Origin of the sequence: Burkholderia sp. Bp9090 (genome assembly GCF_003857985.1) — a bacterium.
GTDB lineage: Bacteria > Pseudomonadota > Gammaproteobacteria > Burkholderiales > Burkholderiaceae > Burkholderia.
In genome coordinates, this window is the sequence record NZ_QTPV01000031.1 from 44,973 (window position 1) to 58,891 (window position 13,919).

The window sequence follows — 13,919 nt, forward strand, 5'->3', positions numbered from 1 at the left end:
CCGGTTTGTGGCAGGAGCGACGCATAGCGGCAGCGCGTGTCGCGCGGCGCCGGACGTTATCCGCGCGCCGGGAGTTCGCAGCCGTCGGGGCCGCAAGCGGCGGCGGCGTCGCCGGCGAATTCGACGATGGCGCCGTCGCGCCATGCCTGCTCGAGCGCCTGCGCGAACACGTCGGCCGGCTGCGCGCCCGATACCGCGTAGCGGCCGCCGAACACGAACAGCGGCACGCCGCGTCCGCCGATCTGCGCGGCGCGCGCGATGTCGGCCTCGACTTCGTCACGGTATGCATCGCTGCGCAGCACGGCTTCGACGGCCGAGCGCTCGAGCCCCGCTTCGACCGCGAAGTCGATCAGCGCCGCATGGTCGAACAGCGAGCCGTGCTCGCAGAAATAGGCGCGGTACAGGCGCTCGGTCAGCGCATGGGCGCGGCCGGTGGCTTCCGCGAGCTTCACGAGCCGATGGCCGTCGAGCGTGTCGCCGACGAACGTGCCGGGCAGGTCGTAGCTCAGCCCGACGCTCGCTGCCGCGTCGGTCACCTGGCGCAACATCTGGTCGACCTGCGCGGGCGACATCCGGTACTTGCCCGCGAGCATCGCCTCCACCGGTTCGACCGGCTGGCCCGGCATCAGCCGGTACGCACGCAACGCGACGTCGACGTGCTCCGCGTGCGCGAATGCGGCGAGCGCCTCGTCGAAGCGGCGCTTGCCGATCCAGCACCACGGGCAGATCAGGTCGGACCAGATTTCGACGGTCAGGATCGGGCGGGCAGTCGGGGCGGGGGTGGTCGTCATGGGCGGTCCGGGGCGGCAAATAAATGTAACCGGGACTATAGCATTTTGTGCTTCGACGCTTCGACGCTTCGATGCTTCGCCGTGGGCTGGCCCGCGTGGAACGGGCCGGCCCCTGACGTATCACGAAGCATAGTCACGGACCGCGCGAACCGGTAGCGGGGCCGATGTCAGTGATTGTGAACGGTGAAGGCGGCAAGCTTGGCGACCAAGCGACCAAGCGACCAAGCGACCAAGCGACCAAGCAACCACGCCCGCAGCACAGGTCGCTCACACGTCGCCCTGCGTTTCCTTCAGATGCTTCAGGTGCTTGTAGACGGTCGCGCGCCCCATCCCGAGCACGTTCGCGACGTAGTTCGCGGCGCTCTTGCCGCGGAACGCGCCTTCCGCATAAAGCGCCTCGACGAGCTCGCGCCGGTGCTCGCGCGTGAGGCCGTTCAGGCCGACCTGCCGCTCGCGCAGCCAGCCGTGCAGGAACGTGTTGATGCGCTCCTGCCAGTCGTCGCGGAACAGCTCGTCCGGTTGCGCGACGATGCCCGCGCCCTTGATGAACACGTCGAGCGTCGCGCGGACGTCGTCGAACACCGCGATGTTGAAGTTGATGCACATCATCCCGGCCGGCCGGCCTTCGTCGTCGAACAGCACGTTGCTCACGCAACGCATGCGCCGGCCGTCCCAGTTCAGTTTCTCGTACGGGCCGATCACGCGCTCGCGCGCCGAATGATCGATTTCCTCGAGCGCCGAATCGTCGCCGACCTCGCGCTTCGACAGGTTGTTCGCGAGGTACAGCACGGTCTGGTCGTGCAGGTCGTGGATCACGACTTCCGCGTACGGGAAGAACAGCGCCGCGATGCCGTCGGCGATCGGTGCGTAGCGGGTGAGTAGCAGGTCTTTGACGGGGGATTGCTTCTTGCGCATCGGAATCGCCATCTCGGGTGAGCGGGAGCCGGGCGGTGCGTCGGCACGGCGCGCCGGCGTGCCGTCCACCGGCTCGCCCGTGCGCCCCCGCGCTGCCGCCGCGGCGGTTGCGCCATTGTATCGGCCCCGCGTGCGCGTGCCGCTCATGCGCGCGTCAGATGCATGTACAGCGCGTGTGCGATCGCGATGTCCTCGAGCCCGAGGCCGATCGAGCGGAAGAACGCGTGACGCGTGCGCGACGGCGCCGCGCAGGTGCCTGCGACGAGCGCGGGCAGGTCGCCGACGATCCGCTCCGGCGTCCAGCCGTGCCCGGCCGCCGCGATCTGCATCTCGCCCGCGCTCGTGGGCGTCGTGTGCCGGTAGTCGCAGTACACGTCCATGTCGGGCAACCATGCCGGCGGGATCTCGTGCGCGCGCGCGACGTTGGTGCTGATCGAGGTGACGAGCGCGGGGCGCGTGAGCATGCCGTCGGCGAGCACCGGCGTGCCCGACGACGTGCACAGCATCACGACGTCCGCGTCGCGCACGCACGCCTCGACGCTGGCGGCCGCACGGGCGCGCGGATCGATCCGCGCGAGTGTCGCCTGCAGCGCCGGGTCGCCGGCGAGCGCGGGCGAATGGACGCTGATCGATGCCCAGTCGCGCAATGTCGCCGTATGGCGCAGATGTGCGAGGCCCACCGCGCCCGCGCCGATCACGGCGAGCCGGCGCGCATCGCGCGGCGCGAGGCAGTCGACCGCGAGCGCCGTCGTGCCGGCCGTGCGCTCGACCGTCAGCAGCCCCGCGTCGCACCACATCAGCGGCTGGCCGGTGCGCATCGACATCAGCGCGGTCCACGCCGTGACGATCGGTTTGCCGCCCGTCACGACGTATGGCGACAGCTTCGCGCCGAACACTTGCTCGTCGGCGAGTGCGCCGAGATACGTGATGAAATCGCCGGCCTGCTCGGGGAACAGCGTGAGGGTTTGCGGCGGCTGCACCGCGCGGGCCGAGGCGAGCGACGCGAACATGCGGCGCAGCGTGCCGAGCACGTCGAGCGACGGCAGCGCCGCGCGCACCGCGGCTTCGTCGACGGTCAGCGGCAGGGTCGGGGCGGGTTGCGTCATGGAACTTCTCCGGTCGGGGCCGGACAGGACAGTCTCGAAAGCGGGCGTCCGGCGGTGTTCGTGATGGATTAAAAGTCTAATATAGACAAAATAAGTCGGGTGAATTTTTCTTTTCAGGACAGGCCCGAGCCACTGTCAGTCGAAAAAACATCGATGAATCAAAGGCATTTTGCGTAATCGACGGAATCTCGATGGGCAGCAGCGAGGCCGTGATTATCGTATCCCCTATAGTCTATAGTAGACTAAGAGTCTATATTTCACATGCGGACCGGCATGTTGCCGCCCGGCGGCCGGCATGCATCGCATGCCGATCCGGCGCCCGGCGACGGCGTCGCGCGAACGGTCTTCATCGCCTCAATCCGGAATCGAAGGACATCGTCATGAACTGGAAGCTTTCCCTCTGCGCCGTCGCGGCGCTTGCGTGCGCGGCCGTCACCGCCCACGCGGAACAGACCACGCTGCGCTTCGGGATCGAAGCCGCCTATCCGCCGTTCGAGAGCAAGACGCCGGCCGGCCAGCTGCAGGGTTTCGACGTCGACGTCGGCAATGCCGTCTGCGCGAAGCTGAACATGAATTGCGTGTGGGTCGAGAATGCGTTCGACGGGCTGATCCCGGCGCTGCAGGCGCGCAAGTTCGACGCGATCAATTCGGCGATGAACATCACCGCGAAGCGCAAGCAGAGCATCGATTTCACGCCGGCGATCTACGTGGTGCCGATCGTGATGGTCGCGCACCGCGGCTCGCCGCTGCGGCCCGATGCCGCGAGCCTGCGCGGCAAGCACGTCGGCGTGCTGCAGGGCTCGTCGCAGGAGGATTTCCTGAAGGCGCACTGGGCCAATGCGGGCGTGGACGTCGTGTCGTATCAGGACCAGGACCAGATCTATGCCGATCTCGTCGCCGGTCGTCTCGACGCGGCCGTGCAGGAAGCGCAGACCGCGCAGGACGGTTTCCTCGACAAGCCGGCCGGCCGCGACTACCAGATCGTCGGCGAGCCGCTGAAGGATCCCGCGACGCTCGGCGAAGGCACCGGCTTCGGGTTGCGCAAGGGCGACAAGGCGCTGCAGGCGAAGATCGTCGGCGCGCTCGACGCGCTGAAGAAGGACGGCACGCTGAGCGCGCTGTCGCAGAAGTATTTCAAGCGCGACATCGTCGCGAAGTAAGCCAGGCCGCGCGCCGGCCGCGGTGCCGGCGCGCGTCGCACCGAATCTCGACGCAGTACGGGGAAGCATGGATTTCGACGTCATCGTTCTGGGGGCCGGCATCGTCGGCGTGTCGTCGGCGCTGCATCTGCAGGATCGCGGGCTGCGTGTCGCGCTCGTCGACCGGCGCGCGCCCGGCGAGGAAACGAGCCACGGCAATGCGGGGCTGATCGAGCGCTCGTCGGTCGTGCCGTACGCGTTCCCGCGCCGGCTCGGCACGCTGCTGCGCTACGCACGCAACCGCTCGGTCGATCTCTATTGGGACTACAAAGCATTGCCCGCGTATGCGGGCTGGCTTGCGCGTTTCTGGCGCGAATCGTCGCCGCAGCGGCTCGCGGCCGCCGCACGCGACATGCTGCCGCTCGTCGCGGCGAGCGTCGTCGAGCACGACGCGCTGCTCGCGCGCACCGACGCGCAGCCGCTCGTGCATGACGGCGGGTGGATCGAGGCGTTCCGCTCGCCCGCGCTGTTCGACGCGGAAACGCGCGCGCAGCAGCGGGTGGCCGACGCGCACGGGTTGCGGATGAGTGTGCTCGACGCGCGCGCGTTGCGCGAACGCGAGCCCGGCATCGGCGACGCGTTCTGCGGCGCATTCCACTGGCAGGACCCGAAGACGGTGTCGAGCCCCGGCGGCCTCACGAAGGCGTACGCGCGGCTGTTCGAGCGCGACGGCGGCACGTTCGTACGCGGCGACGCGACGACGCTCGCGCAGGTGCGCGACGGCTGGCAGGTCGATACCGAGCACGGGCCGATTGCGGCCCGTTCGGCCGTGGTTGCGCTCGGGCCGTGGTCCGATCACGTGTTCGCGCCGCTCGGCTACCGGATTCCGCTGCGCGCGAAGCGCGGCTATCACATGCATTACCGGCCGACCCGCGCGCCGCTGAACGTGCCCGTGTGCGATACCGAGGAGGGTTTCGTCGTCGCGCCGATGGAAGGCGGCCGCCTGCGGCTTACGACCGGCGTCGAGATCGCGTTGCGCGGCGCGCCGCCGACCGGCGTGCAGCTCGCGCGTGCAGAGCCGCTGGCGCGCGACGCGTTCGGCATCGGCGAGCGGCTCGATCCGGCGCCGTGGCTCGGGATGCGGCCGTGCACGCCCGACATGCGGCCCGTGATCGGGCCTGCGCCGCGCCATCGTCATCTGTGGTTCGCGTTCGGCCACTGTCACCACGGGCTCACGCTCGGCCCCGCGACCGGGCGTCTGCTCGCCGAGATGATGACGGGCGCGCCGACCTTCATCGATCCCCATCCGTACCGGCCCGCGCGCTTCGACTGAACCCGTTGCGATACGACGGCCGCCGCGTGTGCGGCCGTCACAGTTTTTCATTCGGCTGTCCGTATTGAGTGAAGTCTTGCAGCCGGAAATGATCTGCGCAATTGACCGGAAAGAAATCGCGAAATAAGCAAAACAGAAAACACGCGATTTATTAATGAAATTTCATGAAGATGAAATGCGAAGCAGGCGGTCCGTCCGGGCCATCCGGCGACGTTTCGCAACGGACGTTCCGATGTGACCCGGGATGTACCGGAACACGTTACTTCCGGCCTCGCAAACGTTACGTTACATCCGCGCTCCCGACACATTTATCGTCAGATGATTGCGGCTGCGCGACCCGTTTATTTACCCGGAAATCCATATAAAACCGTTATTGGCTTGCAATAGGCCAACGAATCAATCCGTTTTATCCGGATGGCACACTTCGTGCAATCGATCCCCATGCTTTATCAACGTAGTGCCAACGAGATGGGGTAAGGATGAGACAAAACTTTAAATTGACGGGTGTGGCGCTGTCGGTCACGACGGTGTTCGGGGTACTGGTTTCCGGTTCGGCTGTCGCCGGGCCGCTCGATGCGCTGCCGATTCCGCAAGTCGTCGTGAATCCGCCGACCAACAGCGTATCGATCGGGCTGGCCGCGACCGGCACGTCGCCGCTGGGTTCGGTCACCGTTGCGACGGGTGGGGCCGGCGCGATTCAGACGTCGCTGGGCAATCCGGCGCAGGCGTTGTCGGGCGCGGTGAACGCGCTGCAGGGCGCGCTCGGCGGCGGTGGCGGCGCGGTGACGCCCCTCGCGCCGGTACAAGGCGTGGTGAACCAGGTGACGGGAGCGCTCGGTGGCGGCAACCCGGCCGGTGCGTTGAGCGGCGCGCTGAATACGGCGACGGGGACGTTGAGCAATGCGGTCGGCACGGTGACGGGCGGGCTGGGTAACGTCGGCGGCGGTGCGAATCCGCTGGCGCCGGTTCAAGGTGTCGTCAATCAAGTGACGGGGGCGCTCGGTGGTGGCAACCCGGCCGGCGCGCTGACCGGCGCCCTCGGCACGGTGACGGGTGCGCTCGGCAGCGTCGGCGGCGGCAACCCGGCCGGCGCACTGACCGGCGCCCTCGGCACGGTGACGGGTGCGCTCGGCAGCGTCGGCGGCGGCAACCCGGCCGGCGCACTGACCGGTGCTCTCGGCACGGTGACGGGTGCACTCGGCAACCTCGGCGGCGGCAACCCGGCCGGCGCACTGACCGGCGCCCTCGGCACGGTGACGGGTGCACTCGGCAACGTCGGCGGCGGCAACCCGGCCAGCGCGCTGACCGGCGCCCTCGGCACGGTGACGGGTGCACTCGGCAACGTTGGCGGCACGAACCCGCTGGCGCCGATCCAGAACGTCGTCGACCAGGTCACGGGCACGCTGGGCAGCGGCAATCCGGCTGGTGCGCTGAGCAACGCGGTCAATACGATCACGGGTACGCTCGGCAACATCGGTGGCGCGTCGAGCCCGCTGGCCCCGGTGCAAGGCGCCGTCACGCAACTCGCCGGCACGCTCGGCAATGGCAACCCGGCCAGCGCACTGACGGACGCTGTGAACTCGGTGACGGGCGCGCTCGGCAGCCTCGGCGGCACGAACCCGCTGGCGCCGGTACAAGGCGTCGTGAACCAGGTCGTCGGCACGCTATCGGGCGCCGGCGGCGGCAGCCCGATCGCGCCGATCACGAACCTCGTCAGCGGCCTGCAAAACGCGCTGCCGACGGGCGGCAACCCGGCCGGCGCACTGGGCAACGCGGTCAACTCGGTCACGGGCGCACTCGGCAACCTCGGCGGCACGAACCCGCTGGCGCCGCTACAGGGCGTCGTGAACCAGGTCGTCGGCACGCTCGGCGGCAGCAACCCGGCCGGCGCACTGGGCAACGCGGTCAGCTCGGTCACGGGCGCACTCGGCAACCTCGGCGGCACGAACCCGTTGGCCCCGGTACAGGGCGTCGTGAACCAGGTGGTCGGTACGCTCGGCGGCAGCAACCCGGCCGGCGCACTGAGCAACGCGGTCAGTTCGGTGACGGGCGCACTCGGCAGCCTCGGCGGCACGAACCCGCTGGCGCCGGTGCAGGGCGTCGTGAACCAGGTCGTCGGCACGCTGTCGGGCGCAGGCGGCAGCAGCCCGATCGCGCCGATCACGAACCTCGTCAGCGGCCTGACCGGCGGCAGCAACCCGGCCGCCGCGCTGACCGGTGCGCTCGGTTCGGTGACGGGGGCCCTGGCGAACGGTCCGGCGGCCCTCGGGCAGGCGGCCGGCGCGTTGTCGGGCGCGGCCGGTTCGACGGCTGCAGCGGGCGGCAGCCTGCTCGGCTCGGGCGCGAGCGCGGCGGGCAGCACGGCGGGGGCAGCCGGTTCGCTGCTGTCGACGGGCGGCAACGCGACGGCGACGGTCGTCAATGCGGCCGGCACGACGCTGGGCACGGCGCTGGGTTCCACGCCGAGCCTGTCGGTCACGCCGCACTCGGGCAACAACTCGGCGAACAACCCGCTCGCACCGGTGTCGACGCTGCTGCAGGCGGTGACGGGCGCATTGCCGAGGTAACCGGCCGGCGCGCGCGGCGACGGTTCATCGCCTGCCGCGCGCAACGGGTCGCACAACGCGGCATGACAGCAATGTCATGCCGCGTTTTTTTTGGGGTTCCCGGTCTGTCTCACGGGAGGAATGGCACTGAATTGCGGGGCGGAATGGAATAACCGGCCGGATTCGTCCGTTTACTTACCGAGTCGCGGCGCAGCCGGACAGCGGGATAATGGTCATGACGTAGTCGACGTCCCGTCCGGCGCCGCCGTGCCGCGATGCCATGCCAAGGAGAACGGGAATGAAGACGATGCTGTTCGCCATCGCGCTGATGGCCGCGATCGTGCGGCCCGCGGCCGCCGAGCCGCCGCAGGCCGGTGACGGGAAACTGGTCGACGAAGATCACATGACGCTGTACGTGTTCGATCACGACGCGCCGGGCAAGAGCACGTGCACCGGCACCTGCGCGGCCAACTGGCCGCCTGCGCTCGCCGACGGATACGACAAGGCGTCGGGCGCACTGAGCCTCGTCACGCGCGACGACGGCAAGAAGCAATGGGCGTACCGCGGCCGTCCGCTGTACCGCTGGAAGATGGACCACAAGGCCGGTGACGCGGGCGGTGACGGCGTCGGCGGCATGTGGCACGTCGCGCGCCCATGAGAACGGACTGACGGGCTGACGGCGCGGCGACGCGCAAGGCATCCGGATGAGCTACGAATCGGACCTGCTGGTGTGGCTGCCGCATCTCACCCGTTATGCGCGCGCGCTGACGGGCGATCGGGCCTGGGCGGACGATCTCGTGCAGGACACGCTGGAACGCGCGCTGAACCGGCCGCCGCGTGACGGCGGCAACCTGCGCGCGTGGCTGCTGACGCTGCTGCGCCACCGCTTCATCGACCAGTTGCGCGCGCGGCGCGAGATCGCGGTCGACGATGCGACCGCGCCGTGGCAGACGATGGCCGCGCCGAACGACGAGATCGGCGGCCTGCTGCTGCGCGACGTGCAGCGCGCGCTGTACCGGCTGCCGGTCGAGCAGCGCGAGGTGCTGCTGCTGGTGGCGCTCGAGGAGCTGAGTTACCGCGACGCCGCACAGGTGCTCGGCGTGCCGGTGGGGACTGTGATGTCGCGGCTGTCACGGGCGCGTGAACAGATGCGTGCGCTGTTGTCCGGCGAGCCGCCGGCGCACGGCGCGGCCGCGTTACGGGTGATCGGGAAGACATGATGGACGACGACGATCCGCGCAAACCTTCGAACGATCGGGACGATGCCGTGTCGGCCCAGCTGCTGTCGGCGCTGCTCGACGGCGAGCTGTCCGGGCAGGAGCGCCGCGAGGTGCTCGAGCGGCTGCGGTCCGATTCGCGGGAGGCCGACCGGTTCGCGCATTACGGCGCGCAGCGCGATGCGTTGCACGCGCTGTTCCCGCTGCCGGCTGCCGCACCCGCGCTGTTCGTGCAGCGGCGCGCGCCGCGCTGGCGTGGCCTTGCCTATGCGTTCGCGGGGCTGGCGGCCGGGCTGGTGATCGGCATCGCGCTGCACGCGGGCTGGACGACGTTCGGCGCGGAGCCGGCATTCGCCGCACGCGCGGACGTCGCTTACGCCGTGTACGCGGCCGAGCGGGAGCATCCGGTCGAGGTCGACGCACGCGATCCGGCGCGTCTTGCCGCGTGGTTGTCCGCGCGTCTCGGGCGGCCCGTGCGCGCGCCGTCGCTCGACGAATACGGCTATGCATTGCTGGGCGGCCGGCTGCTGCCGGGCGACGCGGGGCCGGCGGCGCAACTCATGTACCAGCGCGCGGACGGCAAGCGCGTGACGCTCTACATGACGGCCTACGACGCGCGGCGTTTCGCGCCCCAGGCGATGTCGGCCGACGGCCGCCATACGTATTTCTGGTCGGATCGCGGCATGGGTTTTGCGCTCTCCGGGCGCGCCGACGAACGACGCCTGCGCGAACTCGCGATCGAGGCATGCGGCGCGCTCGGCGGGCCGACCGACGCGTGGAAGGGATGATGCACGCGGCATCCGCAGGGAGCCAATGATGAACGCGAAGGTGGCGATGGTGACGGTGGCGCTCGCGGCATGCGCCGGGCTCGCGCGGGCGGACGGCGATGCCCCGGTGCGCGTGCCGGTCGACGCCGACGGCGTGCAGCGGGTGGCGATCGTCGGCGGCAGCTATTTCTTTCGCCCGAACCACGTGATCGTCCGCGCGCACGTGCCGGTGGAGCTGACCGTATCGGCCGAACCGGGCGTCGTGCCGCACAGTTTCGCGATCGACGCGCCGCAGGCCGGCATCGCGGTGCGCACCGAACTCGGCACGACGCCGCGCACGTTGCGCTTCACGCCGACGACGCCCGGCCGCTTCGCCTACTATTGCACGCATCGGCTGCTGTTCTTGCGCAGTCATCGCGAGCGCGGAATGGAAGGCGTGCTCGACGTCGAGGCGGCGCCGTGATCGCCGCGTTGCTGGCCGCGAGCCTGATAGGAGCGAGCATGACAGCCGATCCCGTGACCGTCGCGCAGACGCATTTCGACCAGGTCCACTCGTACCGCGCGACGATCCGCTCGTCGGCGCGAAGCGGCGAGCACGCCGAATTCCACTATGCGTACCTGAAACCCGGTTTCGTCCGGATGGACTTCGTGTCGCCGCATCACGGCGCGGTGCTCGCGTACGATCCCGGCGACGGCAAGGTCCGGCTGCGCCCGTTCGGCGAGCATGCGCTGCCCGCGTTGACGCTGTCGCCGTCCAATCCGCTCCTGCGCAATCGCAGCGGCCATCGCGTCGACCGGTCGGACGTCGGCGTGCTGCTGCGCAACGTGCATGCGCTGCAGCAGGGCGGTGCGACGGTGACGGAGGGCCAGGAAACCGTCGGCGGCCGCACCACGCTGCGCGTGTCGGTGACGGGCGCACCCGCGCACGTGGTCGACGGCGTGCATCGCTATCGTCTGTGGCTGGACACCGAGGACGGCTTTCCGCTGAAGGTGGTCAGCTTCGCGGACGACGACGGCGCGCCGCTCGAGACGGTCACGCTCGACGACGTCGAGATCGACGTCGCGTTTCCCGCCCGCTTTTTCTCCCCCTGATTCCTGATCCCGACGACTCATGCCGGAGGCAGCATGGCGGAATACCGGTTTTCGACGACGTGGCGCGTGGACGCGCCGCTCGCGGCGGTCTGGGACGCGATCTACCAGGTCGATCGCTGGCCCGACTGGTGGAAGAGCGCCGTGCGGACCGTCGAGATCGAACCCGGCGATGCGCGCGGCGTCGGCGCGCTGCAGCGCTACACGTGGAAAGGCGCGTTGCCGTACCGGCTGACCTTCGACATGCGCGTGCTGCGCGTCGAGCGGCTGCATGCGCTCGAAGGCCGCGCGAGCGGCGCGATCGAAGGCGACGGCTGCTGGTCGTTCGCCGGCGACGGCACGCGCACCGTCGTGCGCTACGACTGGCACATCCGCACGCGCGAGCGCTGGATGAACTGGCTGGAGCCGGTCGCGCGCCCGCTGTTCGCCTGGAATCACGATGTCGTGATGCGCGAAGGCGCAAAAGGGCTCGCGCGCCGGCTGGGCGCGACGGTCGAGACCGACGGCCGGACGTTCCAGCCGGTCGCCGGCTGTCCTGACATGTGACGATCTCGCGGTCTGTCCCGGCCTCGTTGGCGTCCGAGCGGCCCTTTTCATGCGATACCGGACGACCGCGGGAACTCGGTGCCTGCCCCGTGTCAAATTGGGGCGATGGTCGGGATATCCCGTATCCCCGTCCGCTCCCGGTGTGCGGGGTTGATGTGTATGTGATTGTTTTGAATGATCTTTCTTGATTTATCCCCGTTTTCTCGCCGTTCCGCCCCGCACGAAAAAACCTCCCGCTCCCCTTCTTGAATTTGTCAAAACCCGTCCATATAATTAGCACTCGCTGCACGAGAGTGCTAACAATTCTCTGCCGGGCGACCCGCCGGGCAGATTCCCTAAGCGTTCTTCAATCTCAGTCAAGAGAGGAGTGAATATGAACCTTCGTCCTTTGCACGATCGCGTGATCGTCAAGCGCCTGGATCAGGAAACCAAGACCGCCTCGGGCATCGTGATCCCCGAAGCTGCTGCTGAGAAGCCGGATCAAGGCGAGATCCTCGCGGTCGGCCCGGGCAAGCGCGACGACAAGGGCGCGGCGATCGCGCTCGACGTGAAGGTCGGCGATCGCGTGCTGTTCGGCAAGTACGCTGGTCAGACCGTCAAGGTCGACGGCCAGGAACTGCTGGTCATGCGCGAAGAAGACATCATGGCCGTGGTCAACGCGCAGTAAGCGTCCACCGACGGTACATATTCCCAAGAATTCAAGGAGTTAGAAGATGGCAGCTAAAGACGTCGTATTCGGCGATTCCGCCCGTTCGAAGATGGTCGAAGGCGTGAACATTCTCGCCAACGCAGTCAAGGTCACGCTGGGTCCGAAGGGCCGCAACGTCGTGCTCGAGCGCAGCTTCGGCGGCCCGACGGTCACCAAGGACGGTGTGTCGGTCGCGAAGGAAATCGAGCTGAAGGACAAGCTCCAGAACATGGGCGCGCAAATGGTCAAGGAAGTCGCTTCCAAGACCAGCGACAACGCAGGCGACGGCACGACGACGGCAACCGTCCTCGCGCAATCGATCGTTCGCGAAGGCATGAAGTACGTCGCATCGGGCATGAACCCGATGGACCTGAAGCGCGGCATCGACAAGGCAGTCGCAGCGGCTGTCGAAGAGCTGAAGAAGATCAGCAAGCCGTGCACGACGAACAAGGAAATCGCACAGGTCGGCTCGATCTCGGCGAACAGCGACACGTCGATCGGCGATCGCATCGCTGAAGCGATGGACAAGGTCGGCAAGGAAGGCGTGATCACCGTCGAAGACGGCAAGTCGCTGGCTGACGAACTCGACGTCGTCGAAGGCATGCAGTTCGACCGCGGCTACCTGTCGCCGTACTTCATCAACAACCCGGACAAGCAAGTTGCCGTCCTCGACAACCCGTTCGTGCTGCTGCACGACAAGAAGGTGTCGAACATCCGTGATCTGCTGCCGGTGCTCGAGCAAGTCGCGAAGGCTGGCCGTCCGCTGCTGATCATCGCAGAAGACGTCGAAGGCGAAGCGCTCGCAACGCTGGTCGTCAACAACATCCGCGGCATCCTGAAGACCGTTGCGGTCAAGGCGCCGGGCTTCGGCGATCGTCGCAAGGCGATGCTGGAAGACATCGCGATCCTGACCGGCGGTCAAGTCGTCGCGGAAGAAACCGGTCTGACGCTCGAGAAGGCAACGCTGGCAGAACTGGGCCAGGCGAAGCGCATCGAAGTGGGCAAGGAAAACACGACGATCATCGACGGCGCAGGCGAAGCCGTGAACATCGAAGCGCGCGTCAAGCAAGTTCGCACGCAAATCGAAGAAGCGACGTCGGACTACGACCGTGAAAAGCTGCAAGAGCGCGTGGCCAAGCTGGCCGGCGGCGTGGCAGTGATCAAGGTCGGTGCTGCGACCGAAGTCGAAATGAAGGAAAAGAAGGCACGTGTCGAAGACGCACTGCACGCAACGCGCGCAGCTGTGGAAGAAGGCATCGTGGCAGGCGGCGGCGTTGCGCTGATCCGCGCTCGCACCGCGATCGCAGGCCTGACCGGCGCGAACGCCGACCAGAACGCCGGCATCAAGATCGTGCTGCGCGCAATGGAAGAGCCGCTGCGCCAGATCGTCACGAACGGCGGCGAAGAAGCGAGCGTCGTGGTGGCGGCAGTGGCTGCAGGCACGGGCAACTACGGCTACAACGCAGCAACGGGCGAGTACGTCGACATGGTTGAAGCCGGCGTCGTCGACCCGACCAAGGTCACGCGCACCGCGCTGCAGAACGCAGCTTCGGTTGCAGGCCTGCTGCTGACGACGGACGCAGCTGTCGCAGAACTGCCGAAGGAAGATGCACCGATGCCGGGCGGCATGCCGGGCGGCATGGGCGGCATGGGCATGGACATGTAATCGACTTCGGTCGATGGTGTCCGGGGCGCGCAGCGATGCGCGTTCCAGCCAAAGAAAAAGACCCGCAGCGATGCGGGTCTTTTTTTATGTGCGCGCAAAAAGGGGCGGACATTCGG

Annotated in this window: 14 protein-coding genes; 11 read left to right on the plus strand and 3 right to left on the minus strand. The window is 68.1% G+C overall.

Features of this window, described 5'->3' with window-relative positions; translation table 11 throughout:
* Positions 1-56: 56 nt before the first annotated feature.
* From DIE16_RS24725 to DIE16_RS24735, 3 genes are all read right to left on the minus strand, one after another.
* The gene (locus DIE16_RS24725) at positions 57-791 is read right to left on the minus strand and encodes a DsbA family oxidoreductase (RefSeq protein WP_124893583.1); all 735 of its coding nucleotides are present in this window, start codon (positions 789-791) and stop codon (positions 57-59) included.
* Between the two features lie 267 nt (positions 792-1,058).
* On the minus strand, positions 1,059-1,853 hold the full coding sequence (locus tag DIE16_RS24730) for a transcriptional regulator (protein WP_124488731.1): 795 nt from the start codon (positions 1,851-1,853) through the stop codon (positions 1,059-1,061).
* Positions 1,850-2,812, minus strand: a complete 963-nt coding sequence (locus DIE16_RS24735) for an ornithine cyclodeaminase family protein (RefSeq protein ID WP_124893584.1) — start codon at positions 2,810-2,812, stop codon at positions 1,850-1,852. The genes DIE16_RS24730 and DIE16_RS24735 overlap by 4 nt, the downstream gene beginning before the upstream one ends.
* 380 nt (positions 2,813-3,192) lie before the next feature.
* Here DIE16_RS24735 and DIE16_RS24740 point away from each other — a divergent pair, with 380 nt between their 5' ends.
* From DIE16_RS24740 to groL, 11 genes are all read left to right on the plus strand, one after another.
* Entirely contained in the window at positions 3,193-3,972 is a 780-nt protein-coding gene (locus DIE16_RS24740) for an ABC transporter substrate-binding protein (RefSeq protein ID WP_124893585.1), read from the plus strand.
* Between the two features lie 67 nt (positions 3,973-4,039).
* On the plus strand, positions 4,040-5,284 hold the full coding sequence (locus tag DIE16_RS24745) for an FAD-binding oxidoreductase (protein ID WP_124893586.1): 1,245 nt from the start codon (positions 4,040-4,042) through the stop codon (positions 5,282-5,284).
* Positions 5,285-5,763: 479 nt separating this feature from the next.
* Positions 5,764-7,851 carry a hypothetical protein gene (locus tag DIE16_RS24755; protein ID WP_124893587.1) on the plus strand — a complete coding sequence of 696 codons (2,088 nt, stop codon included), beginning with the start codon at positions 5,764-5,766 and terminating at the stop codon, positions 7,849-7,851.
* Between the two features lie 277 nt (positions 7,852-8,128).
* On the plus strand, positions 8,129-8,488 hold the full coding sequence (locus tag DIE16_RS24760; RefSeq protein ID WP_124488735.1) for a hypothetical protein: 360 nt from the start codon (positions 8,129-8,131) through the stop codon (positions 8,486-8,488).
* Positions 8,489-8,534: 46 nt separating this feature from the next.
* Complete coding sequence (locus DIE16_RS24765) at positions 8,535-9,050, plus strand: sigma-70 family RNA polymerase sigma factor (protein ID WP_044846302.1); 516 nt, start codon at positions 8,535-8,537, stop codon at positions 9,048-9,050.
* Positions 9,050-9,835: an anti-sigma factor family protein gene (locus tag DIE16_RS24770; protein WP_409364363.1), complete on the plus strand. Its 786-nt coding sequence runs from the start codon at positions 9,050-9,052 to the stop codon at positions 9,833-9,835. The genes DIE16_RS24765 and DIE16_RS24770 overlap by 1 nt, the downstream gene beginning before the upstream one ends.
* A gap of 28 nt (positions 9,836-9,863) precedes the next feature.
* Positions 9,864-10,277, plus strand: coding sequence for a quinol oxidase (locus DIE16_RS24775; protein WP_124488738.1), 414 nt, complete (start codon positions 9,864-9,866; stop codon positions 10,275-10,277).
* Positions 10,274-10,906: a DUF1571 domain-containing protein gene (locus DIE16_RS24780; protein WP_124522837.1), complete on the plus strand. Its 633-nt coding sequence runs from the start codon at positions 10,274-10,276 to the stop codon at positions 10,904-10,906. Before DIE16_RS24775 ends, DIE16_RS24780 begins: the two co-directional genes overlap by 4 nt.
* Positions 10,907-10,939: 33 nt before the next feature.
* Positions 10,940-11,449, plus strand: coding sequence for an SRPBCC family protein (locus tag DIE16_RS24785; protein WP_124488740.1), 510 nt, complete (start codon positions 10,940-10,942; stop codon positions 11,447-11,449).
* A gap of 373 nt (positions 11,450-11,822) precedes the next feature.
* Positions 11,823-12,116 carry a co-chaperone GroES gene (gene groES / locus DIE16_RS24790; RefSeq protein ID WP_014897904.1) on the plus strand — a complete coding sequence of 98 codons (294 nt, stop codon included), beginning with the start codon at positions 11,823-11,825 and terminating at the stop codon, positions 12,114-12,116.
* A 46-nt stretch (positions 12,117-12,162) separates the two neighbouring features.
* Positions 12,163-13,803: a chaperonin GroEL gene (gene groL, locus DIE16_RS24795; protein ID WP_044846298.1), complete on the plus strand. Its 1,641-nt coding sequence runs from the start codon at positions 12,163-12,165 to the stop codon at positions 13,801-13,803.
* The last annotated feature ends 116 nt before the right edge of the window (positions 13,804-13,919 follow it).